The following is a 21,438-nucleotide window of genomic DNA, read 5'->3' on the forward strand; positions in this document are numbered from 1 at the left end:
GCTCCCCCACCTTCTTGAGGGGCATTCCTTAATCCCCGGCTTATGGCGCTGGCGGAGGTGGCCCCGGACACGCAAGGGCCGGGGCGGGAGCGCGATGGCCGGCGGGTCGGGACGCCATGCGCCAGGACCGGGGCGCGCCGGCAGCCTACCCTCGCCGCATTTCGTCGGAAGGCGGGCTGCGCCGAGCCGTTTTTCCGCGGCACGGCCGGAGGAGAGCGGCCGGTTTCGCAGGACCATCGCCTTTCAGGATAAATGCCAGTATAAATGCGCTTTTTTGGGCCTTTGTTCTTTCTTATCTGCCTATATGGCTTCTGTTGGGGATTTTGTTTTAAATTCGGGCACACCGACCACAGCCCGGACATCGTTTCAGACCCATGCGTCACTTTCCCGTCTTCCTCGACACGGACGCGCGCCGGATCGTCGTCTCCGGCGCCGGCGAATGCGCGGTCGCCAAGCTGCGCCTGCTGCTCAAGACCCAGGCCAGCGTGGCGGTCTTCGGCGAAAACCCCGACCGGCAGGTGCTGGACTGGGCGGCCAAGGGGCGTCTTCGCTGGGTTCCGCGCCAGATCGCGGCCGGCGATGCGACGGGTGCGCTTCTCGTTTATGCGGCCAACGCGGAAGCGCACGCGGATGCGCGCGCCGCCGCGATCGCACGCGACGCCGGCGTTCTGGCGAACATCGTCGACAATCTCGACGACAGCCAGTTCATCACCCCCGCGATCGTCGACCGCGACCCGGTCACCGTCGCCATCGGGACCGAGGGCGCGGCGCCGGTGCTCGCCCGCGACATCAAGCGGCGGATCGAAGAGATGCTGCCCGTCACGCTCGGCCGGTTGGCCCGCGTCGCCCGGGCGTTCCGCCCCCGTGCCGAGCGGCTGCCGCCGGGCGAGGCGCGGCGGCGGTTCTGGAGCCGCTTCTTCTTCGAACGGGGACCGCGCGCCCTGGCCGATGGCGGCGCCGACGGTGCGCATGCTGCCCTCGTCACGTTGCTCGACGAAGTCGCGGCCGAGAGGACGGACGGACATGTCGCCCTGATCGGCGCGGGACCGGGCGCCCCTGAACTCCTGACGCTGAAGGCGCGGCGGCTGCTGCACGGGGCCGACATCGTCATTCATGACCGGCTGGTGCCCGCGGCGATCCTGGAACTGGCCCGGCGCGAGGCCGAGATCGTCGAGGTCGGCAAGACCGGTTTCGGGCCGGGCTGGAAGCAGGACGACATCGACGCCCTCATCGTCGCCAAGGCCCGCGAGGGGCTGAAGGTCGCCCGGCTGAAAGGCGGCGACCCGGCGGTGTTCGGCCGGCTCGAAGAGGAAATCGCGGCCTGCAAGGCGGCGGGGGTGAGCTGGGAGGTCGTGCCGGGGATCACCGCGGCCTCGGCCGCGGCCGCATCAATGGGCCAGTCGCTGACGCGGCGCGGCCGGAACACGGATGTGCGGCTTCTGACCGGGCACGACACCACGGGCTTTGCCGAGCAGGACTGGCGATCGCTCGCCCGCCCCGGCACGGTCGCCGCGATCTACATGGGCAAGCGCGCCGCGACCTTCCTGCGCGGGCGCCTGATGCTGCACGGCGCGGCCGACACGACCCCGGTGACCATCGTCGAGAACGTCTCGCGCCCCGACCAGCGCATCGTCCCGACCCGCCTGATCGACCTCCCGGAGGCGCTGGAGGGGATCGCGGGGCCGGCGACGCTGATGCTGGGCCTCGCCCCGCACGACGCGGCACGGGCGGCCGATATCGGCATCGACCTGAAGGAGGCGCTGTGATGCCGGCGCGGGACGCAACGCCGAAGGTCGTGACCGCGAACGACCTGCTGACCGGCGACGTGGTCTATCTGGCGGGCGACGGGGCGTGGTCGCGCCGGCATGTGGACGCCCGCCTCCTGCAGGACGCCGAGGCGGCGCGCGCCGCGCTGGCAGCGGCGGCGGCGCAGGCCGACAAGGTCGTCGGCGCCTATCTCGCAGAGGCCCGCCCCGGCCCGGACGGCCACCCGGAGCCGGTGCATTTCCGCGAGGTGTTCCGCACGCGCGGCCCGTCCAACTACCGCCACGGCAAACAGGACACGGGCACGCCCCGCGCCTGACATCCGCAAGGGACCGACATGTACAGCTATACCGATTTCGACGAGCAGTTCGTCCGCGCCCGCGTCAGCGAGTTCCGCGGCCAGGTGGCGCGCCGCCTGGACGGGTCATTGACCGAGGACGAGTTCAAGCCGCTGCGGCTGATGAACGGGCTCTACCTGCAGCTCCATGCCTACATGCTGCGGGTGGCCATCCCCTACGGCACGCTGAACGGCCGCCAGATGCGGCAGCTCGCTTACATCGCCGAGCGTTGGGACAAGGGCTACGGGCATTTCACCACGCGCCAGAACGTGCAGTTCAACTGGCCGCGCCTGACCGATGTGCCCGATATCCTGGACGCCCTCGCCGATGTCGAGATGCACGCGATCCAGACAAGCGGTAACTGCATCCGCAACGTGACCGCCGACCATTTCGCCGGCGCCGCCGCCGACGAGATCGCCGACCCGCGGCCGGTGGCCGAACTGATCCGGCAATGGTCCACCGACCACCCCGAGTTCCAGTTCCTGCCGCGCAAGTTCAAGATCGCCGTCACCGGCAGCCCCAACGACCGGGCGGTGACCCGCGCCCACGATATCGGGCTGCGCATGGTGCTGCGGGACGGCGCGCCCGGGTTCGAGGTCAGCGTGGGCGGCGGGCTGGGCCGCACGCCGATGATCGGCAAGGTACTGGCCGCGTTCGTGCCCGAGGCGGAGTTGCTGCCCTATCTCGAAGCGATCGTCGCCGTCTACAACCAGCACGGCCGGCGGGACAACAAGTACAAGGCACGGATCAAGATCCTCGTCCACGAAGAGGGGCTGGAGACGATGCGCGCCCGCGTCGAGGCGGAATTCGCCGCCCGCAAGGCGCAGTTCGCCGCCCGCAAGGCGCAGTTCGCCGGCGTGCCCCGCGAGATGGCCGACCGGATCGCCGCCGGGTTCCGCGCCCCCGAATTCCGCCCCGGCGCCATCCCAACGGTGCACGACCCGGTCCTGAGCGCCTTCATCGACACCAATGTGACGGCGCATCGCCGCGCCGATCATGCCATCGTCACCGTCAGCCTGAAGGGGATCGGCGCGACGCCCGGCGACGCCACGGCGGCGCAAATGCGCGTGCTGGCCGATCTGGCGGAGCGCTGCAGCCATGGCGAGTTGCGCGTCGGCCACGAGCAGAACATCATCCTGCCCCATGTCCGGCGCGAAGACCTTGCCGCTGTCCACGCGACCCTGATGGAGGCGGGGCTTGCCACCGCCAATGCCGGGCTCCTCTCCGACATCATCGCCTGCCCGGGCATGGACTATTGCGCGCTGGCCACCGCGCGCTCGATCCCCGTTGCGCAGGAGATCTCCCACCGTTTTGCCGATCTCGACGCCCAGCGCGAGATCGGCCCGCTGAAGCTCAAGATATCGGGCTGCATCAATGCCTGCGGGCACCACCATGTCGGCCATATCGGCATCCTCGGGCTGGAGAAGGCCGGGGTGGAAAGCTACCAGATCACGCTGGGCGGCGACGGAACCGAAACCGCCGCCATCGGGGAACGGCTGGGCCCCGGCTTTGCCCATGACGAGATCGTGCCCGCGGTCGCGCGGTTGATCGACGCCTATCTCGACCTGCGCCTGAACGCGGACGAGACATTCCGCGAGGCCGTCCGCCGGCTGGGCCTCGCGCCGTTCAAGGCGGCAGTTTACAAGGAGGACCAACGCGATGCGGCCTGACCCCCGACGCCTTCGCGCGCTCAACGCCTTCTACGCCGACCGGGACACGTCGGAGATCGTCGCGCATGTCGCCCGCGGCCTGTTCGGCGGGCGCGCGGCGCTGGTGTCGAGCTTCGGCGCGGAATCGGTCGTGCTCCTGCACATGTGGGCCGACGCCGACCGGACGGCCCCGGTTCTGTTCGTCGACACCGAGATGCTGTTCGCCGAAACGCTCGCCTACCAGCGGGAGGTGGCCGACCGGCTCGGGCTGTCGAACATCGTGCGGATTGCGCCCGATTCCGCGGCGGTCAAGGCCGAGGACCCCGACCGCACCCTGCATGGCCGCGACGCGGATGCCTGCTGCACCCTGCGCAAGGTGCGCCCGCTGGCCCGCGCCCTGGGCGACTACGATGTCCTGGTGTCGGGCCGGAAACGATACCAGACCGACAGCCGCGCGGATCTGGCGGTGTTCGAGCAGGACGAGGCCGGCCGGCTCAAGGTCAATCCGCTGACCCACTGGCGCCCAGAACGCATCGCCGCCTACATGGACGAACACCGCCTGCCGCGCCATCCGCTGGTGGCACGGGGCTTCCGGTCCATCGGCTGCGCGCCCTGCACTACGCCGGTCGCCGAGGGCGAGGACCCGCGTGCCGGCCGCTGGCGCGGATCCGAGAAGGCCGAATGCGGCATTCACTTCATCGACGGGCGGACGGTGCGCCCCGGGCGGGAGGACGCGGCATGAGCGTTGTGCTGACCGATCGGGGCATCGCGCACGACGCGACCCCGTTCGCCCCGCTGGACGAGTGGACCGGCGCCGGCGGGGTCGACCTGCCGAACAGCGTGGACGCGGCCGAGGTCTTCGCCCGCGTCCGGGCCGCGGAGGCCGTCCGCATCGCGTTTCCCTCCTTCGCCGACGGTCGGGGCTTCACCCTGGCGCGCCGGCTGCGCCAGCTCGGCTTTGCCGGACGACTGCGCGCCGCGGGTCACGTCCTGCCGGACCAGTACCGCCACCTGCGCCGGGCGGGCTTCGACGACATCGCCTTCGACGACGCGGCCGCCGCCGCGCGGTTCAGCGCAGCGGTGCCCGACGCAGTGTCTGAGAGCTACCGCCAAAGGCTCGGCTTCACCACCGGCGTCCCCGTTCCACCGCGCCCGTAGCGCGCCTGTGCCATCGCGCCGCGCGGCAGCCCCGCGCGAAGCTCAGTCGCGGGCGCAGAAGGGGGCGAGGCTTTCGATGAACGCGTCGACGAATTCCAGCGCGATCATCGACGAGCGGGACAGCCGCGAATGGAGCACGTCCAGATTGTGATGAACCCGCGGGACGAATGGCCGGATCTCGATCCCGGTGCGGGCGAATTCGCGGGCGTCGAGGACGCTGACCACCGAAACGCCGACCCCTTCGGCCACCAGCCGGCAGGCCGCACCGAACTGGCGGGTCTCCACGCAGGTCCGGGGTGAGACGCCGCATTGCCGGAAGGCGGCGTCCACCGACCGGAAGAACGGATCGTCGCGCCGGGTGTGGATCAGCCGTTCGCCCCCGAGATCGGCGGGCGCGATCTCGGCCTGCGCGGCAAGCGCATGTCCCGGCGGCAGCACGCAGACCGCCGGCACCGGGATGCGGTGCGCCTGAACCGCCGGGTGCCCCGCGAAATCCGCCGTCAGCCCGACATCGCAATGCTCGGCGATGATCCAGTCGAGGATGCGCTCGGGCCGGTCGGGCTCCAGCGTGACTTGCACATCCGGTCGCGACGTCAGAAAACGGGCGAGGACGCCCGGCCTCGGCCAGCAGAAGCCGGGCCTCGGGGGTCGGCTCGGCCAGGCCGCCCTTGCGGTTGAACAGCGTCAGGCCGGTGGCCTCCGACAGCGCCTGCACCAGCCGGCTGACCGCGGGCTGCGAAATGCCCATGAGGGCGGCGGCGCGGGTATAGCTGCCCGTCTGCGCCACCGCCTGGAACGCCTCGAGCTGGCGCAGGCGCACCTCCGACCCGACTACCTGGCGTTCGTCCATCCTGCGATCCGCGGCCTCGGCCATAACGCTGCGTTATGGCAGCTGTCATAGTAAATTCATTTGAAACAAAGATGACGCGGTGGTTTCGGTTTTTTAGGATGTCGTCGGCCCCGCGTCGGCGCATGGCTTCGCAATCGACCATTCGGAGAACACGCATGATCCTGAACCGCTCAACGACCGCCCTGGCCGCGGTGCTGGCGCTTGGCGCCGCCCCCGTCGCCGCCCAGACCGAGATCCAGTTCTGGCACGCCATGGGCGGGACCCTCGGCGAGAAGGTCGAGGAGATCGCCAACGGCTTCAACGAAAGCCAGGACGAGTTCGTCGTGTTGCCCACCTACAAGGGCAACTACACCGAGAACATGACCGCCGCGATCGCCGCCTTCCGCGCCGGGCAACAGCCGCATATCGTGCAGGTCTTTGAAGTCGGCACCGCCACCATGATGGCCGCCGAGGGCGCGGTGAAGCCGGTCTACCAGATCATGGAACAGGCCGTCATCGACTGGAACCCCGACGCCTACCTGCCCGCCGTCCGGTCCTACTACTCCACCCCCGAGGGCCAGCTTCTGTCGTTGCCCTTCAACTCCTCGACGCCGGTCCTGTGGTACAATCAGGACCTGCTGACCGAGGCCGGCATCGAAGACGTGCCGTCGACCTGGGACCAGATGTTCGCCGCGGCCGACAAGCTGCAGGAGAACGGCCACGACTGCGCCTTCTCGTTCGGCTGGCAGTCCTGGGTGATGATCGAGAACTACCTCGCCTGGCATGACGAGCCGATCGGCACGCAGGAAAACGGCTTCGCCGGCCTCGACACCGAACTGGTGATCGGCCAGAGCGAGGACCTGACCACACTGCTCCAGCGCATCGCCGACAGCATGGAAGCGGGCACCTTCAAGTATGGCGGCCGCCGCGGCGACTCGCTGCCGCTCTTCACCTCGGGCGAATGCGCGATGTGGATGAACAGCTCGGCCTACTATGCCTCGATGAAGGAGCAGGCGGAGTTCGAGTTCGGCCAGGCCATGCTGCCGCTGAACACCGCGGCCGCCGACGCGCCGCAGAACTCGATCATCGGCGGCGCGACGCTGTGGGTGCTCGATGGACACGAAGACGCCGCCTACCAGGGCGTGGCCGAGTTCTTCAACTACATGTCGCGACCCGAGGTGCAGGCGGACTGGCACCAGTCCACCGGCTACGTGCCGATCACCACCGCCGCCTACGAGCTGAGCCAGGAACAGGGCTTCTACGAGCAAGAGCCAGGCACCGACACCGCGATCAAGCAGCTTTCGCTGAACGAACCGACCGCGAATTCGGCCGGTCTCCGCTTCGGCAACTTCGTCCAGATCCGCGACATCATCAACGAAGAGCTCGAGGATCTGTGGGCCGGCAACCAGTCGGCCGCAGAGGCTCTCTCGAACGCGTCCGAACGCGGCAACGCGTTGCTGCGCGAATTCGAGGACGCGAACTCCTGAAACCACTCACGACCGCGGGGGGCGGGCCATCGGTCCGCCCTTCGTGCATGGAGGGACCGATTTGCGCACCAAGAAGGTCACGTTCCGCCACCGATGGCTTCCCTATCTCCTGGTGGCGCCGCAGATCGCGATCACCCTTGTCTTCTTCATCTGGCCGGCCAGCCAGGCCCTTTACCAGTCGGTGCTGCGCCAGGACGCGTTCGGCCTGCGGACCGAGTTCGTGGGGCTGGCGAATTTCGCCCGGCTCTTCGGCGATCCGCTCTATCTTGAGAGCTTCGTCACCACGGTCGTCTTCAGCGCGCTCGTCGCGGGGCTGTCGATGGGGATCGCGCTGGTCCTGGCGGTGATGGCCGACCGGGTGATCCGCCAGGCCACGGCCTATCGCACGCTGCTGATCTGGCCCTATGCCGTCGCCCCGGCCGTCGCCGGCGTGCTGTGGTGGTTCCTGTTCAACCCCACCATCGGCATCGCGGCCTACGCGCTGGGCGTGCTGGGCTACGACTGGAACCATTACCAGAGCGGTACCGACGCCATGACGCTTATCGTGATCGCGGCCGCCTGGCGGCAGGTGAGCTACAATTTCCTGTTCTTCCTGGCCGGACTGCAGGCGATCCCGCGGTCGCTGACCGAGGCGGCGGCCATCGACGGGGCCGGCCCGGTCAAGCGGTTCTGGACGATCCAGTTGCCGCTGCTATCGCCGACGGTGTTCTTCCTGATCGTGGTCAACGTCGTCTACGCGTTCTTCGAGACGTTCGGCATCGTCCACGCAACGACCAGCGGCGGGCCGGGCAACGACACGGTGATCCTCGTCTACAAGGTGTGGCGCGACGCCTTCGAGGGGCTGAACCTCGGCTCGTCCGCCGCGCAATCCGTGGTGCTGATGGCCATCGTGATCGCGCTGACCGCGATCCAGTTCCGTTATCTCGAACGGCGGGTGGAATACTGATGGTCGAACGCCGCCCCCTACTGAGCTTCATCCAGCATGCCACGCTGATCCTCGGCGCGGCGATCTTCGTGTTCCCGATCTACCTCGCCTTCGTCGCCTCGACCCATACGAGGACCGAGGTGAACAGCGGCCTGCCGCTGCTGCCGGGGGACCGGTTCCTCGAAAACTACGGCGCCGTCTTGGGCGAGGGCCTGTCGACCGCCGGGGCACCGCCGATCGGGCTGATGCTGATGAACTCCACGATCATGGCGTTGGCGATCACGCTGGGCAAGCTGGCGATCTCGCTGTTGTCGTCCTTCGCCATCGTCTATTTCCGGTTCCCGTTCCGGGTGCTCGCGTTCTGGACGATCTTCATCACGCTGATGCTGCCGGTCGAGGTGCGCATCCTGCCGACCTACGAGGTCGTGGCGAAACTGGGGATGCTGAACTCCTATGCGGGCCTCTCGATCCCGCTGATCGCGTCGGCCACCGCGACCTTCCTGTTCCGCCAGTTCTTCATGACCGTGCCCGACGAGCTGACCGAGGCCGCGCGGATCGACGGGGCCGGGCCGATGAAGTTCTTCCGCGACATCCTCGTGCCGCTGTCGCGCACCAACATCGCGGCGCTCTTCGTGATCCTGTTCATCTACGGCTGGAACCAGTATCTCTGGCCGCTGCTCGTCACCACCGACGAGAGCTATTACACCGTGGTCATGGGCATCCAGCGGCTCGCCAACGCGGCCGAGGAGGTGCCTCAATGGAACCTCATCATGACGACCGCGATCCTGGCGCTGCTGCCGCCCGTCATTGTGATCCTCGCGATGCAGCGCCTGTTCGTCCGCGGCCTTGTCGAAGTGGAGAAGTGATGTCCGAGATCCGTCTGAACGAGCTGCGCAAGGTCTATCCCGGCGGGGTCGAGGCGATTCCGGGGCTGTCGCTCGACATCACCTCGGGCGAGCTTTGCGTCCTGGTCGGGCCGTCCGGCTGCGGCAAGTCCACCCTTCTGCGCATGGTGGCTGGTCTGGAGGAGGCGACCGGCGGCGAGATCTTCATCGACGGCCAGCGCGTGAACGACCTGGAGCCCGCGGCCCGCGACATCTCGATGGTCTTCCAGAACTACGCGCTCTACCCGCATATGAGCGTGTTCGACAACATGGCCTACGGGCTGAAGAACCGCGGCATGCCGAAGGACCGGATCGCCGAGAAGGTCGGCACCGCCGCCGAGATGCTGGGGCTGTCCGGGTTCCTCAAGCGCCGGCCTCGCGAATTGTCGGGCGGCCAGCGCCAGCGCGTAGCCATGGGCCGGGCGATCGTGCGCGAACCCGCGGCGTTCCTGTTCGACGAGCCGCTGTCCAACCTCGACGCCAAGCTGCGGGTCAAGACGCGGGTCGAGATCCGCGACCTGCAGCAGCGGCTGGGCACGACCTCGATCTACGTCACCCACGACCAGCAGGAGGCGATGACGCTCGCGGATAAGCTGGTGGTTATGAATGCCGGCCGGATCGAGCAGATCGGCGCGCCGATGGAGGTCTACGAACGGCCCGCCTCGCTATTCGTCGGCGGCTTCATCGGCTCGCCGCCGATGAACGTGCTGCCGGCGGATGCCGGGGCCGCCCTGGCCGAAGCGGCGGGCGTCGCGCTGCCGCCAGCCCGCGAGGTCGTGATCGGCGTCCGGCCCGAGGCGCTGCAGCGCGCACCGTCGGGTCCGCTGGCGCCGACCGTGCGGGTCGTGGAACGCCTTGGCGCAACCGCCAACGTGCACGGGGTCCTGGAGGATGGCCGGACCGAGATCATTGCCAGCCTCTCGGGCGACGACCTGCCCGGCCCCGGCGAGCGGCTGCACCTCGGCGTGGCGCCGGGCAGCGTTCAGGTCTTCGCCAAGGAGGACGGGCGCCGGTTGTCCTGACCGCACCCGATCCTGCCGGTTCAGAACTCCGTCCAGACGGTGTCGCCCGACACCTGTCTGGGGCGCGCGTCCGACGGGGCGGCCGGCGCCCGCCGAGGCGCCCCCGGCGCCTGGGCCGGACCGCCCAACCGGAACTTGGACACGATTTGCATCAGGCGGTCCGCCTCCTGCTTGAGCGTGGCGCCGGCGGCCGTGTTCTCCTCGACCATCGCGGCGTTCTGCTGGGTCATCTGGTCAAGCTGCGACACGCCGCCGTTGATCTCGCTCAGGCCGACCGACTGTTCCTGCGCGCCGGTGGCGATGCCATCGATCAAATCGGATATCTCGGCCACCTGCCCGACGATGACGGACAAGGCATCGCCGGCCCGGTTGACCCGCGACACGCCGGATTCCACCTGCCGGGAACTGGTCTCGATCAGCCCTGTGATCTCCTTGGCCGCCTCGGCGGAGCGCTGGGCCAGCGCGCGCACCTCGGAGGCGACCACGGCGAAGCCACGGCCCGCCTCGCCCGCGCGCGCCGCCTCGACGCCCGCGTTCAGCGCAAGCAGGTTGGTCTGGAACGCGATGTCGTCGATTACGCCGATGATCTGCGTGATGCCGGTCGAGGAGTGCTCGATCTCGGACATCGCGCCGACCGCCTCCTTGACCACGGCGCCACTCTCTTCGGCGCCGCGCCGCGCCTTTGAAGCGGCATCCGCCACCTCGGCTGCTCCCTCCGCCGTCGACCGCACGCTGGTCGTCAACTCGTCCATCGCCGCCGCGGTCTCTTCCAGAGTCGCGGCCTGGCTTTCGGTACGCTGCGACAGGTGGTCCGAGGCGCCGCTGATCTCCTCGGCCCGCGCCTGCACTTCTTGCGCATTCTCCATAACGGCGCCGATGATGTCGCGCATCGCGTCGACGGTGCCGTTGAAATCAGCCCGGATCTGCTCGTAGCTGTCGGGGAAACGCTCCTCCAGCCGCTGGGTGAGATCGCCATCGGCCAGCCCGCGCATCGCGGCGCCCAACCGGTCGACGACGCGCTGCTGGTCTTGGCGGTCCTCTTCCTGCTGGGCGGAAAGATGCTCCGCCTCCGCCAGTCTGTCGCGGAACGCGACCAGATCGCGCCCCATCGTCCCGATCTCGTCGAGCCGGTCGGCGGTGGCGACCGAAGCGGTATGGTCGCCGCCCGAAACCGCGTTCATCGAGGCCAGGAAGTCCCTCAGCGGCCGGGTGATCGTGCGGGCGACGAGAACGCTGAGGCCAACACCGACGGCGAGGCCGACGACCACGAACAGCACGACGCCGTTGCGCAGGGAAATGAGCCCCGCGAGATACTCCTGGCGGTCCAGTTCCGCGACCAGGGTCCAATCGGCAAAATCGACATCCACGGGCAGCGTGTAGACGATGCTGTCGAGCCCGGTGATACCCTCCACCCCGTGGTGAAGGCCCGTCTCGCCGGCGCGCAAGGCGGTGACGAAGGCGCGCTCGGGCAGCGGCGTGAGCACTTCGAACCGGTCCCCAAGGCGCGAGTAGGTCCGTGCGCGACCGTCGGCCCCCGCGATATACATGTCCCCGTGGGCGCCCAGGAGGGAGGCCTGGCTGACCAGCGCCGACAGATCCCCGATCGGAATCTGGACCGCGAGCAGGCCGAGCCTTTCGCCCCGCTCGTCGAAAACAGGCGCGGCCATGAAGGCGGCCGGGGCGTCCCCGCTCGGCGCATACTCGCCGATATCGGACACGGCCACGCTGCCGGCCGGCGCCGCCGCGGCTTCGCGCACCACGCGGCCCAGGCCCGAATCGGCGTAGGTGCCGGAAACCAGATTCGTCCCGAACTCGGCCTCCTTGGTAACCGAGTAGACCAACCATCCATCCGGGTCGAAAAGGAAGACGTCGTAGTAGCCGAACCCCTCCAGCATCCTCGCGAAATCGGCATGCTGGCGGTCATGCACCCGACCGTAGGCCCCGGGGGCGCCCGCCGGCTGCGGACTGGCCGAGGTATACGCCGCGCGGACGGCGGCCAGGCTGGCCCCCTCCGCATCCAGCGACTCGCGGAATGCAGCGAGCGCACGTGCCAACGAGGGGCTGGCCGCCTGCGCAGCGATGGCCGTTTCGCGATCGGCAAACCAGTCCGCCACGCGATCGGTCTGGTCGTTCGCCATCGCCGCCAGGTCGTTGACGGCGCCTTCGTAGCTGATCTGGTAGGCCCGGTTGTACAGGAGGGCCCCCAGACCGGCCATCGAGACGAACATGATGGCGACAATCATCACGGTCAGCCGTGAACCGATCGGCAGTTCCAGGACTCTCTTCATTGGTACGCGGGCTCCATCCAGTTAACTGCCAAAGAAAATCGGCTACGGCCCTGCTACCGCGGATACCTACAAGAAAGTCCTAAGGTCGGCCGCTTGCGCCGGGGCTCGCCGGCGGGCCTATTGTTAGAACTTGTCTAAATTAAGGCCTTGTGCGAAAAGAGCGCCTCGGATGATACACGCATCCCGGACGCGGGCGGGCGCCCAGTGCCGGTCGGCCAAACCTGCGCGCGCAATGGGTGCGTCGGCTTCCCGTGTTGCGCCACCGACGGGGCGATCAGCCTGAACGCGAGTATCTCAGTCCCTTGCGGATTCAGTGCGCCATGACCCGCTTGCCCGCCCTCGTCAGCGCCCTTGCCTGCCTTGCACCCGCGGGCGCCGTCAACGATCTGTCGCACCGCTTCGTGATGCCGAGCACGGGCGGCTGCCCGGCCGGCGAAGACTGGAGTGCGCCCCTGCGGGTGGACACGATCAGGCGGCGTTTTTGACCATGGCGCGAGCGTGGCGGTCTTCGAACTGGGCGGGGCTGAGATACCCCAGGGCTGAATGTAGGCGGCAGCTGTTGTAGGCTTCGATGAAACGGGGGACGCCGACTGCGACTTCCTCATACGTTTCATACTCCATCAGGTATGCATCCTCCACCTTCAGCGTCTTCATGAAACTCTCGGCCTGTGCGTTGTCATACGGATTTCCGCGACGGCTCATGGAGCCGAGGAAACCGTGTTCGGCGAGAATGCTGCGATGCGGTTCTGACGCGTACTGGGATCCGCGGTCCGTGTGGAAGAGGCAGCCGGGCAAGGGGCGCCGCTCCGCGATAGCGTTTTCGAGCGCCTTCGCTGCCAGGCGGGCATCGATTCCGCGGCCGACGGCATGGCCGACAACGCGCCGCGAGCAGGCGTCGAGGATCAGCGCGGCATAGGAGAAGCCTCCGCGGATGGCGATGTACGTCAGGTCGGCCACCCAGAGCTGGTCCGGGCCATGAACCTCGAACTCCTTAGCGATGAACGGAAAGATCGGCCCGCCATGATCGCTGTCGGTCGTGCTCACGAAACGCCGGCGCAGCCGCGGGTTCAGGTCGTTCTCCTTCATCAGCCGCCGCACCTTCTTAGAGTTGACGACCATGCCTCTGTGGCGGAGCTCGGCACCGACACGGCGATAGCCATAGCCCTCGAACTCGTCGGTAATCGCCCGGATTTCCGCGATGATCGCTGCGTCGCCGGGCTTCGGACCGGAATCGGCATAGAAGCTGGATCGCGCGACACCCATCGGCTTACATCCTCGCCGGATCGGGAGGCCGCGGGGCCGACAGTCCCGGATATAGGCCCGTTTCTCGGCAAGCGTCCTGAGCGCTGAGCCCCTTTTGAGACAGCTCGATCTCACGGGCCTGGCGACCGGCCAGGCGCTCGAGCGCGGCTATCCGGGCTTCGCATTCGGCCATCAGCTCAGCTGCCGCCACGTCCTCGTCGAGGGCGCCGGCGTCTGCCTTTTCGACCCAGATGCGGATCAGGTTGCGCGACAGATCGTGGCGGCGGCCGAGTGCATGCAGCGTCTCGCCGCCATGATACTCGGCGACGACCTGGCGCTTGAATTCGGTACTGTGACTACGGTGGCGTCTGGACATGGGCTTTCTTCCTCTGAAAGCCCGTAGGGGATCAATTCAACCGGTCCGACTGGTCCACCCGCAGGGGCGCACTCCATAGCTGACCTCTCATAGCGTCACCATCTTCGTTCAATCGTCCGATCATAACGGCAAGATTTGCGTGCAAAAGCCGTCGCCGCGCTACACGTGCACAAACTGTCGCCGCGCTACAGCCAAGCGCAGACCGCGCAACGGCATAGAACTGATACCCAAATGAGACCCATAGCGGAATAGCACTGCGAGACCTGACAGGCGGCGCGCGCCAAGATATTGTTTTTATTTGCAAAAAGTGGTGCCCGGGGGCGGCATAAACTGTTGTTTTTATTGTAATATGTTGCGGGGCGGTGGGACTTTTTTCTTTCACCATGTTTATTGGATTTTTCCGGATATGTGTCCCACTTTTCCGATGGGGATTCAGGCCGGAGTTCACTGCTCGGGCCGGTGCCGCATCGCCGCAGCGCCTGGACATGACGGCGGCGATCCTTAGGAATGGTGACAGTAAGGAAGATCAATCTGGACGAGTGTGACTAACCCGCGCCTCACCTGCCCGATCTGCATGCACCGTGAGGCCGGATTGATCCCCGCCCCTCGGCATGTGCCCGCGTGGGATGATCTGACCGTCCCGGAACAGATGGCGATGCTGGCCGAAGTGGGCACCGCACTTGGTCGCGGCACGGCTGGTTTCTCTGCCTCATCCGATCACGGCCATTTCCACCTGCGGGAAGCCAGTACGGCGCGTCTGACAACCGGCGGCCGCGATCCGCTTCTACCGCTGCTCGCCGAGCGTCTCGACACCGCGCACTCGGTCGACTTGGCAGTTGCCTTCGCCATGGACAGCGGCGTGGCCCTGCTGGAGCCCTGGTTCCGGGAGCTGCTGGCGCGCGGCGGGCGGCTCAGGATCGTGGTGGGCGACTATCTCGACACGACCGACCCGACCGCCTTGGCCCGTTTGCTGGACCTAGAAGGCGCGGAGCTCTTCGTGTTCGAAACTGGCGGCCTCAGCTTTCACCCCAAGGCCTGGCTATTCCGTGCCGCCGATGCACGCGGGGCGGCAATTGTCGGTAGCTCGAACCTGTCTCAATCGGCGCTGACCGATGGTGCGGAATGGAACCTGCATTCCGAAGACGCGGCAGACAGTGTCGGGGTGGCTTTTCAGGACTTGCTGGCATGCCCCGAGGTAAAACCGCTGACGGCAGCATGGGTCGATGCCTATGCGAAACGCCGCAGGGCGCGCCCGATGCCCGAATTCACCGCCCGCGTTGTGGCAGAAGAAGGCCCACCACCGGAGCCGCATACGATCCAGCAGGAGGCGCTGGCGGCGCTTACACAAAGCCGTTCGAACGGCCACCGCGCCGGGCTTGTCGTGCTGGCCACCGGGCTGGGCAAGACCTGGCTGGCGGCTTTCGACACGATCCGTGCTAGGGCGGGCCGCATCCTCTTCGTCGCCCATCGCGACGAAATCCTAACCCAAGCCATGGCGGCCTTTCGCAAGGTCCGCCCCGAAGCCAAACTGGGCCGCTACACGGGCACCGAGAAAGAGGCAAATTCAGAAATCCTCTTCGCCTCGGTTCAGACACTTGGCCGCGTCGGTCACTTGCGCCAATTCGACCGAGACCATTTCGACTATATCGTGGTTGATGAATTCCACCACGCCGCGGCCCGCACCTACCAGAAGCTGATCGAGCATTTCACGCCCGGCTTCCTGCTCGGCCTGACCGCTACGCCCGACCGGACGGATGGCGCGGACCTTCTCGGCCTCTGCGGTGAAAACCTCGTCTACGAATGCGACCTGTTCCGCGGGATCGACGCAGGACATCTGGCGCCCTTCCACTATTTCGGCGTTCCGGATGACGTGGATTACGCACAGATCCCCTGGCGTTCCGGCCAGTTCGACCCCACCGCGCTGGACGCAGCCCTGGCCACCGAGGCGCGGGCGGTAAATGCGTTGGAACAATACCGCAAGCGCGCAACCGGCCCAGCGATCGGCTTTTGCTGTTCTATGCGCCACGCCGACTACATGGCGGATTACTTCCGCAACGCCGGTCTGAAGGCTGTTGCCGTCCATTCGGGCCAAGGCTCCGCCCCGCGGGCGAGCTCCCTCGCAGCGCTTGGTCGCGGCGAGATCGACATCCTCTTCGCGGTCGACATGTTCAACGAAGGCGTGGACGTGCCCGAGATCGGCACCGTGCTGATGCTGCGTCCCACCGAAAGCGCGATTATCTGGCTGCAACAACTCGGCCGCGGCCTGCGCCGCGTCGAGGGCAAGGTGCTGCAGGTGATCGACTACATCGGCAACCACCGCAGCTTCCTCACCAAGGTCGCAACCCTTCTGCAGGCCGGCGCAGGCGATCGCTCGATCTCGACCAAGCTGGACGTGCTTCAGGCCGGTGAGTTCCAAATGCCCCAGGGCTGCGAGATCACCTATGAGCTCGAAGTCATCGACATCCTGCGCAATCTCCTCCGCCCGAAAGAAGGCGCGGCGGAGCTTGAAGCCTTCTATGTCGATTTCCGGGACCGGACCGGTATCCGCCCCACGGCTGTCGAAGTCTTCCGCAACGGCTTCGACCCCCGCGCCTCCGGCCATGGCGGCTGGTTCGATTTCGTGCGGGACATGGGCGATCCCTTGCCCGAACGTCCTTTCGCCACTCACGGTCGTCTCTTGGGTGAATTGGAACGGCCCAGGGGTTTGTCCCGATCCGCCTTGACCGGACTGCGCGACGTCGTAGCCGGGCGGCAACCGAGCGAAGGCGCGTCAGAGCTTGCCTTCAACCCGCACCTGGCTCAGGGCAGCGACGGCTTTCGGTTGGCCCGGCCAGACGCCTCAGGTGAGTTGGAACTGCTTGTGCGCGAGTTGGTCGAATGGCGCCTGGCGGAAGCGCCCATCGTTCGCGAGGCCGCCGAGGCATCCGCAACCTTTGTCGGCAAGCCACAGGCTCTGGAGCTTTGGCAGCGCTACTACGTGCCGGACATCGCCGAGTTCTTTGGCGAAGAGTACAAGCAAAACCTTTGGCGCACCGGGATGAAGGCGCTGCCGAAGAAGAAGATCATGGTGCTTCTAGCCAATGTTTCGACCCAGGACCTGACCTACGAAAACGCATTCCTCAGCCCGTCACGACTGAAATGGTTCAGCCAAAACCAGACGCGCCAGGACAGCAAGCATGGCCGGATCATCAGCGGTGAGGAAGGTCATGAGGTACACCTGTTCATCCGCCGCGGGAACAAGGTGAACGGCAAGGTCAATCCATTCATCTATTGCGGGCAGCCCAGGTTCGCTGGATGGGAGGGTGAGAGGCCAATCGAAGTCCAATGGGAATTGGCTTCGCCGGCGCCGCGCGAGCTTTGGGCGGAGCTCGGAATTGCAGATCAAGATTGATAGCCTCGACAAAGCTAAATCAGCGTTGCCCCTGGGGGCATAGGAAGACAACGGCACATGGCAACCACGGAGCGGCAAGGACTGATTTCACGCTTTTTCTCGCGTGTCAGCGACACTGATCGTGACGTGCCTACGACCGAAGGGCCTCCTGCGTCTGGACATGAGGCCTGGGGCGACAATGCAACGCGCTCGGTAAGTGACTTGGTCAAGTCCGTTCTGAGGCAACCGAGTTGTTTGATTGTCACAGGATACCAGGACTTCCTATCTTCTCTGACAATCTTGCTCGAAACGGTCGACAAACTTGACGAGCGCCCAGAAGGCATGACCTGCCACTGATCTTTCATCCAGCCGCGACCGGAGCCCGGTTGGTGTTTACGCCAAATGGCGCGGGTTGAGCAATCGCCCGACGCGCGGAGCTCTCATCTCGCGCAGCGGGTCGGGCGATTGCGGTGGTCAGGGTCTGCGCGTAGTCAGCCGGGGTCTGATAGCCCAAGGCCGAATGGGGGCGCTCGGTGTTGTAGTCGGCGACCCAGGCGGCGATCAGGTCGCGGGCATGGGCGAGGTTACGAAACAGCGTCTCGTTCAAGAACTCGTCCCGCATCCGGCCGTTGAAGCTCTCGACAAAGCCATTCTGCATCGGCTTGCCCGGCGCGATGTAGTGCCATTCGATCCGGTTCTCGGCGCACCACTTCAGGATCGCGTTCGAGGTCAGTTCCGTCCCGTTGTCCGACACGATCATTCCCGGCTTGCCGCGACGTTCGATCAGCGCCGTCAGCTCCCGCGCGACGCGCCGGCCGGAGATCGACGTGTCCGGGATCGCGGCGAGGCATTCGCGCGTGACGTCATCGACGATGTTCAGCACCCGGAACCGCCGCCCGCACGCGAACTGGTCATGGACGAAATCCAGTGACCAACGGGCATTTGCGCGCGCCTCGACCAGGATCGGGGCGCGGGTGCCGATGGCCTTGCGCCGCGCGCGCCGCTTGCGGACGGTCAGCCCTTCCTCGCGGTAAAGCCGGTAGATACGGTTGATCCCCGAGGGCTCGCCCTCCCGCCGGAGCAGGACGAAGAGCCGCCGGTAGCCGAACCGCCGACGCTCGTTGGCAAGCTCCCGCAATCGGCCGCGCAGTTCCGTGTCGGGTGCGCGTTGCGACCGGTAGCGGATCGTCTTCCGATCCGCGCCGGCAATCTGGCACGCCCGTCGTTCCGACAGCCCGAACCGGGCCTTCAGATGCGCGACCGCCTCGCGCTTCACGACGGGCGTCACCACTTTTTTGAAACCAGCTCGCGCATCGCGGCCAGATCCAGCATCTGCTCCGCCAGCAGCTTCTTCAACTTGGCGTTCTCGTCCTCGAGCGCCTTCAGCCGTTTGGCCTCTGACACCGTCATGCCGCCGTATTTGGCTTTCCAGTTGTAGAACGTCCCCTCCGACATGCCGTGCTTGCGGCACAGATCGGCACACTTCGCCCCGGCCTCATGCTCGGCCAGGATGCCGATAATCTGCTCTTCGCTGTATCTCGTTCGCTTCATTGTCCGTCCCCTCCTTGGGTCGGACTCTAATCGCAGGTGGAGGAAAAATCCCGTGGCAGGTCAAAAGCTGCGACCAGCTCCGGGGCGGGATGGATGCTTCGCTCTACAAGGACTACATCCTCACGCTCCTCTTCGTGAAATATGTCTCCGACCGCGCAGGCGAGCCCGATGCGCTGATCGAGGTGCCGGAAGGCGCGTCCTTCGCGGACATGAAGGACCTCCGCGAGTCCAAGGCCATCGGCGAAGGCATGGACATGATCATCGCCCGGATCGCCGAGGAAAACGACCTGAGCGGGGTGATCGACCGGGCCTTCTTCAACGACCCCGAGAAATTCGGGCGCGGGCAGAAGATGATCAACACGCTGACCGCGCTGATCAACATCTTCAGCCGGGAAGAGCTGAACTTCTCGAAGAACCGCGCCGATGGCGACGATATCCTCGGCGACGCCTACGAATACCTGATGCGCAATTTCGCGACCGAGGCGGGCAAGTCCAAGGGGCAGTTCTACACCCCGGCCGAGGTCTCGCGCGTCGTGGCGGCCGTGGCGGGCGTCAGCCGCGCCACCAGCCCGAAACAGTCGGTCTATGACCCGACCTGCGGCTCGGGGTCCCTGTTGCTCAAGGCAGCGGAAACCGCCCGCGTGCCGATCTCGATCTTCGGGCAGGAGATGGACATCGCCACCCGAGGCCTCGCTCGCATGAACATGATCATGCACAACCGCGCCACCGCCGAGATCGCGCAGGGCGACGTGATCGCCGAGCCGCATTTCCTGGCCGATGCCCAGACCCTCCAGACCTTCGATTTCGTGGTGGCCAATCCGCCCTTCTCCGCCAAGGCCTGGGCCTCCGGCCTGACAGAGGACACGAAATACGGCCGGTTCGACGATGGCGAGCCGCCCGCCAAGAACGGCGATTTCGCGTTCCTGCTGCACATCCTCGCCTCGATGAAGGCGACCGGGTCGGGTGCGGTGATCCTGCCCCATGGCGTTCTGTTCCGCGGCAATGCCGAGGCCCGGCTGCGGGAAAGGATCCTGAAACGCGGCTATATCAAGGGCATCATCGGCCTGCCGGCCAACCTGTTCTACGGCACCGGCATCCCCGCCTCGATCATCGTCCTGGACAAGGCCGAGGCAAGCGACCGCCGCCCGGTCTTCATGATCGACGCCTCCAGGGGCTTCACCAAGGACGGCAACAAGAACCGCCTGCGGGAACGCGACATCCACAAGATCACCGATGCCTTCACCCGCGGCCAGGAAATGCCGGGATATTCCCGCCTCGTCCCCTTCGACGAGATCGCGCGGAACGAGTTCAACCTGAACATCCCCCGCTACATCGACGCCTCCGAGCCCGAGGATCTGCAGGATATCACCGCCCACCTGCAGGGCGGCGTGCCCGACCGCGACATCGATGCGTTGCGCAATTTCTGGGATGTCATGCCCAGCCTGCGCCCCACGCTCTTCGGGCCGAACCCGCGGGCGGGCTATTCCGACCCGCTGATCGCCCCCGACGCGGTGCGCGCCACCATCCGGAACCACCCCGATTTCGCGGCCTTCCGCGCGCAGGTCACCGAAATCCTGGATGGCTGGGTGCAGGCCAACACCCCCGCGCTGATGAGCATCGAACAGGGCGATCACCCCCGCGACCTGATCCACGCCATTGCCGAGGACATGCTGGCCCGGTTCGCCGCCGCCCCCCTGATCGACCGCTACGAGGCCTATCAGCGCCTGATGACCTATTGGGCCCAGACCATGCAGGACGACGTGTTCATCATCGCGGGCGGCGGCTGGCTGGCGGCGCGCGACCTGCGCGAGGCCCGCAAGGAGGTCAAGGACGGCAAGACGAAATGGCTGGAGGACGGCGACCTGACCGTGAACAAGGTGCGCCTTGTGGCCGATGTCATCCCGCCCGCGCTGATCACCGCGCGCTTCTTCCCTGACCTCAAGGATGCGTTGGACCAGGCCACCGCCCGGGCCGAAGAGCTGGGCCGCGAGATCGAGGAGCTGGCCGAGGAACACGGCGCCGAGGGCGGGCTGCTGGCCGAGGCCCTGACCGACACCGGCAAGCTGACCGCCGCCTCGGTCAAGGCGCGCGAGGCGTTGGGCGAGGCCGATGCCGAGGAACGCCCGCTGCTGAAACAGGCCGCCAGGCTGCTGAAGGCCGAGGCCGCGGCGAAAAAGGCGGCGAAAGAAGCCGAGGCCAGGCTGACCGAGGCCGTGCTGAAAACCTATCCCGAATTGACCGAGGACCAGATCCGCACCCTTGTCGTGCAGGACAAGTGGCTCGCCGATATCGCCGCCGCCATCGGGGCCGAGGTGGAGGCCAGGACCGAGGCCCTGACCGCCCGGGTGCGCGTGCTGACCGAACGCTATGGCCAGACCCTGCCGCAGATCATGGACGATCTGGCCGCGCTGGAGGCCCGGGTGGCCGGGCATCTGGCGGCGATGGGGGTGGCGGGATGAGTGGGGCGACTTTGCCCCAGGGCTGGAGCCTGAAGCGCCTGGACGAACTTGCCAGAGTGACAAGCGGTAAGCGGCTTCCTAACAGGCCGCTGAAAT

At 66.7% G+C, this 21,438-nt stretch carries 16 protein-coding genes and 1 pseudogene; 11 read left to right on the forward strand and 6 right to left on the reverse strand.

Annotated features, from left to right (window positions below; all coding sequences use genetic code 11):
• Nucleotides 1-374 precede the first annotated feature (374 nt).
• The 5 genes from cysG to BUR28_RS08890 are packed head-to-tail and all read left to right on the forward strand — an operon-like array spanning nucleotide 375 to nucleotide 4,909.
• Nucleotides 375-1,766 carry a siroheme synthase CysG gene (cysG, locus tag BUR28_RS08870; RefSeq protein WP_074219790.1) on the forward strand — a complete coding sequence of 464 codons (1,392 nt, stop codon included), beginning with the start codon at nucleotides 375-377 and terminating at the stop codon, nucleotides 1,764-1,766.
• Nucleotides 1,766-2,083: a DUF2849 domain-containing protein gene (locus BUR28_RS08875; protein WP_074219791.1), complete on the forward strand. Its 318-nt coding sequence runs from the start codon at nucleotides 1,766-1,768 to the stop codon at nucleotides 2,081-2,083. Before cysG ends, BUR28_RS08875 begins: the two co-directional genes overlap by 1 nt.
• A gap of 18 nt (nucleotides 2,084-2,101) precedes the next feature.
• Complete coding sequence (locus BUR28_RS08880) at nucleotides 2,102-3,772, forward strand: nitrite/sulfite reductase (protein ID WP_074219792.1); 1,671 nt, start codon at nucleotides 2,102-2,104, stop codon at nucleotides 3,770-3,772.
• Complete coding sequence (locus tag BUR28_RS08885) at nucleotides 3,762-4,493, forward strand: phosphoadenylyl-sulfate reductase (protein WP_074219793.1); 732 nt, start codon at nucleotides 3,762-3,764, stop codon at nucleotides 4,491-4,493. The genes BUR28_RS08880 and BUR28_RS08885 overlap by 11 nt, the downstream gene beginning before the upstream one ends.
• Nucleotides 4,490-4,909 (forward strand): DUF934 domain-containing protein, encoded by a 420-nt coding sequence (locus BUR28_RS08890; RefSeq protein ID WP_074219794.1) that lies wholly within the window; start codon nucleotides 4,490-4,492, stop codon nucleotides 4,907-4,909. Before BUR28_RS08885 ends, BUR28_RS08890 begins: the two co-directional genes overlap by 4 nt.
• Before the next feature lie 42 nt (nucleotides 4,910-4,951).
• On the opposite strand, the gene BUR28_RS08895 is transcribed toward BUR28_RS08890, so the two are convergent.
• Both BUR28_RS08895 and BUR28_RS20780 read right to left on the reverse strand, forming a co-directional pair.
• A complete protein-coding gene (locus tag BUR28_RS08895; protein WP_371441587.1) occupies nucleotides 4,952-5,488 on the reverse strand; it encodes a LysR substrate-binding domain-containing protein in 537 nt (178 codons plus the stop codon).
• A 115-nt stretch (nucleotides 5,489-5,603) separates the two neighbouring features.
• Nucleotides 5,604-5,783 (reverse strand): annotated as a pseudogene (locus BUR28_RS20780) (LysR family transcriptional regulator); the annotation flags it as partial.
• A 131-nt stretch (nucleotides 5,784-5,914) separates the two neighbouring features.
• On the opposite strand from BUR28_RS20780, the gene ugpB reads away from it, so the two are divergent.
• From ugpB to ugpC, 4 genes are all read left to right on the forward strand, one after another.
• Entirely contained in the window at nucleotides 5,915-7,225 is a 1,311-nt protein-coding gene (gene ugpB, locus BUR28_RS08900) for a sn-glycerol-3-phosphate ABC transporter substrate-binding protein UgpB (RefSeq protein WP_083626552.1), read from the forward strand.
• A 61-nt stretch (nucleotides 7,226-7,286) separates the two neighbouring features.
• Nucleotides 7,287-8,171: a sn-glycerol-3-phosphate ABC transporter permease UgpA gene (ugpA, locus tag BUR28_RS08905; protein ID WP_074219795.1), complete on the forward strand. Its 885-nt coding sequence runs from the start codon at nucleotides 7,287-7,289 to the stop codon at nucleotides 8,169-8,171.
• A complete protein-coding gene (gene ugpE, locus BUR28_RS08910) occupies nucleotides 8,171-9,016 on the forward strand; it encodes a sn-glycerol-3-phosphate ABC transporter permease UgpE (protein WP_074219796.1) in 846 nt (281 codons plus the stop codon). The genes ugpA and ugpE overlap by 1 nt, the downstream gene beginning before the upstream one ends.
• Complete coding sequence (gene ugpC / locus BUR28_RS08915; protein WP_074219797.1) at nucleotides 9,016-10,056, forward strand: sn-glycerol-3-phosphate ABC transporter ATP-binding protein UgpC; 1,041 nt, start codon at nucleotides 9,016-9,018, stop codon at nucleotides 10,054-10,056. Before ugpE ends, ugpC begins: the two co-directional genes overlap by 1 nt.
• A gap of 20 nt (nucleotides 10,057-10,076) precedes the next feature.
• Here the strand turns inward: ugpC and BUR28_RS20615 are convergent, their stop codons facing one another.
• From BUR28_RS20615 to BUR28_RS08930, 3 genes are all read right to left on the reverse strand, one after another.
• Nucleotides 10,077-12,344: a methyl-accepting chemotaxis protein gene (locus BUR28_RS20615; RefSeq protein WP_074219798.1), complete on the reverse strand. Its 2,268-nt coding sequence runs from the start codon at nucleotides 12,342-12,344 to the stop codon at nucleotides 10,077-10,079.
• A gap of 468 nt (nucleotides 12,345-12,812) precedes the next feature.
• Nucleotides 12,813-13,721, reverse strand: a complete 909-nt coding sequence (locus BUR28_RS08925; RefSeq protein ID WP_139307537.1) for an IS3 family transposase — start codon at nucleotides 13,719-13,721, stop codon at nucleotides 12,813-12,815.
• Complete coding sequence (locus BUR28_RS08930; protein WP_074219800.1) at nucleotides 13,612-13,962, reverse strand: transposase; 351 nt, start codon at nucleotides 13,960-13,962, stop codon at nucleotides 13,612-13,614. The genes BUR28_RS08925 and BUR28_RS08930 overlap by 110 nt, the downstream gene beginning before the upstream one ends.
• A gap of 649 nt (nucleotides 13,963-14,611) precedes the next feature.
• Between BUR28_RS08930 and BUR28_RS08935 the strand changes: the two genes are divergently transcribed.
• Nucleotides 14,612-17,353, forward strand: coding sequence for a DUF3427 domain-containing protein (locus BUR28_RS08935; RefSeq protein WP_254813719.1), 2,742 nt, complete (start codon nucleotides 14,612-14,614; stop codon nucleotides 17,351-17,353).
• A gap of 340 nt (nucleotides 17,354-17,693) precedes the next feature.
• Here BUR28_RS08935 and BUR28_RS08945 read toward each other — a convergent pair.
• A protein-coding gene (locus tag BUR28_RS08945; protein ID WP_139307446.1) for an IS3 family transposase occupies nucleotides 17,694-18,883 on the reverse strand; the annotation gives its coding sequence in 2 pieces (ribosomal slippage) (nucleotides 17,694-18,631 and nucleotides 18,631-18,883; 1,191 coding nt in all).
• A gap of 14 nt (nucleotides 18,884-18,897) precedes the next feature.
• Here BUR28_RS08945 and BUR28_RS08955 point away from each other — a divergent pair.
• Nucleotides 18,898-21,342, forward strand: a complete 2,445-nt coding sequence (locus BUR28_RS08955) for an HsdM family class I SAM-dependent methyltransferase (protein WP_256370883.1) — start codon at nucleotides 18,898-18,900, stop codon at nucleotides 21,340-21,342.
• Nucleotides 21,343-21,438: the final 96 nt, after the last annotated feature.

The sequence above is a fragment of the Rhodovulum sp. ES.010 genome, assembly GCF_900142935.1.
Lineage (GTDB): Bacteria > Pseudomonadota > Alphaproteobacteria > Rhodobacterales > Rhodobacteraceae > Rhodovulum.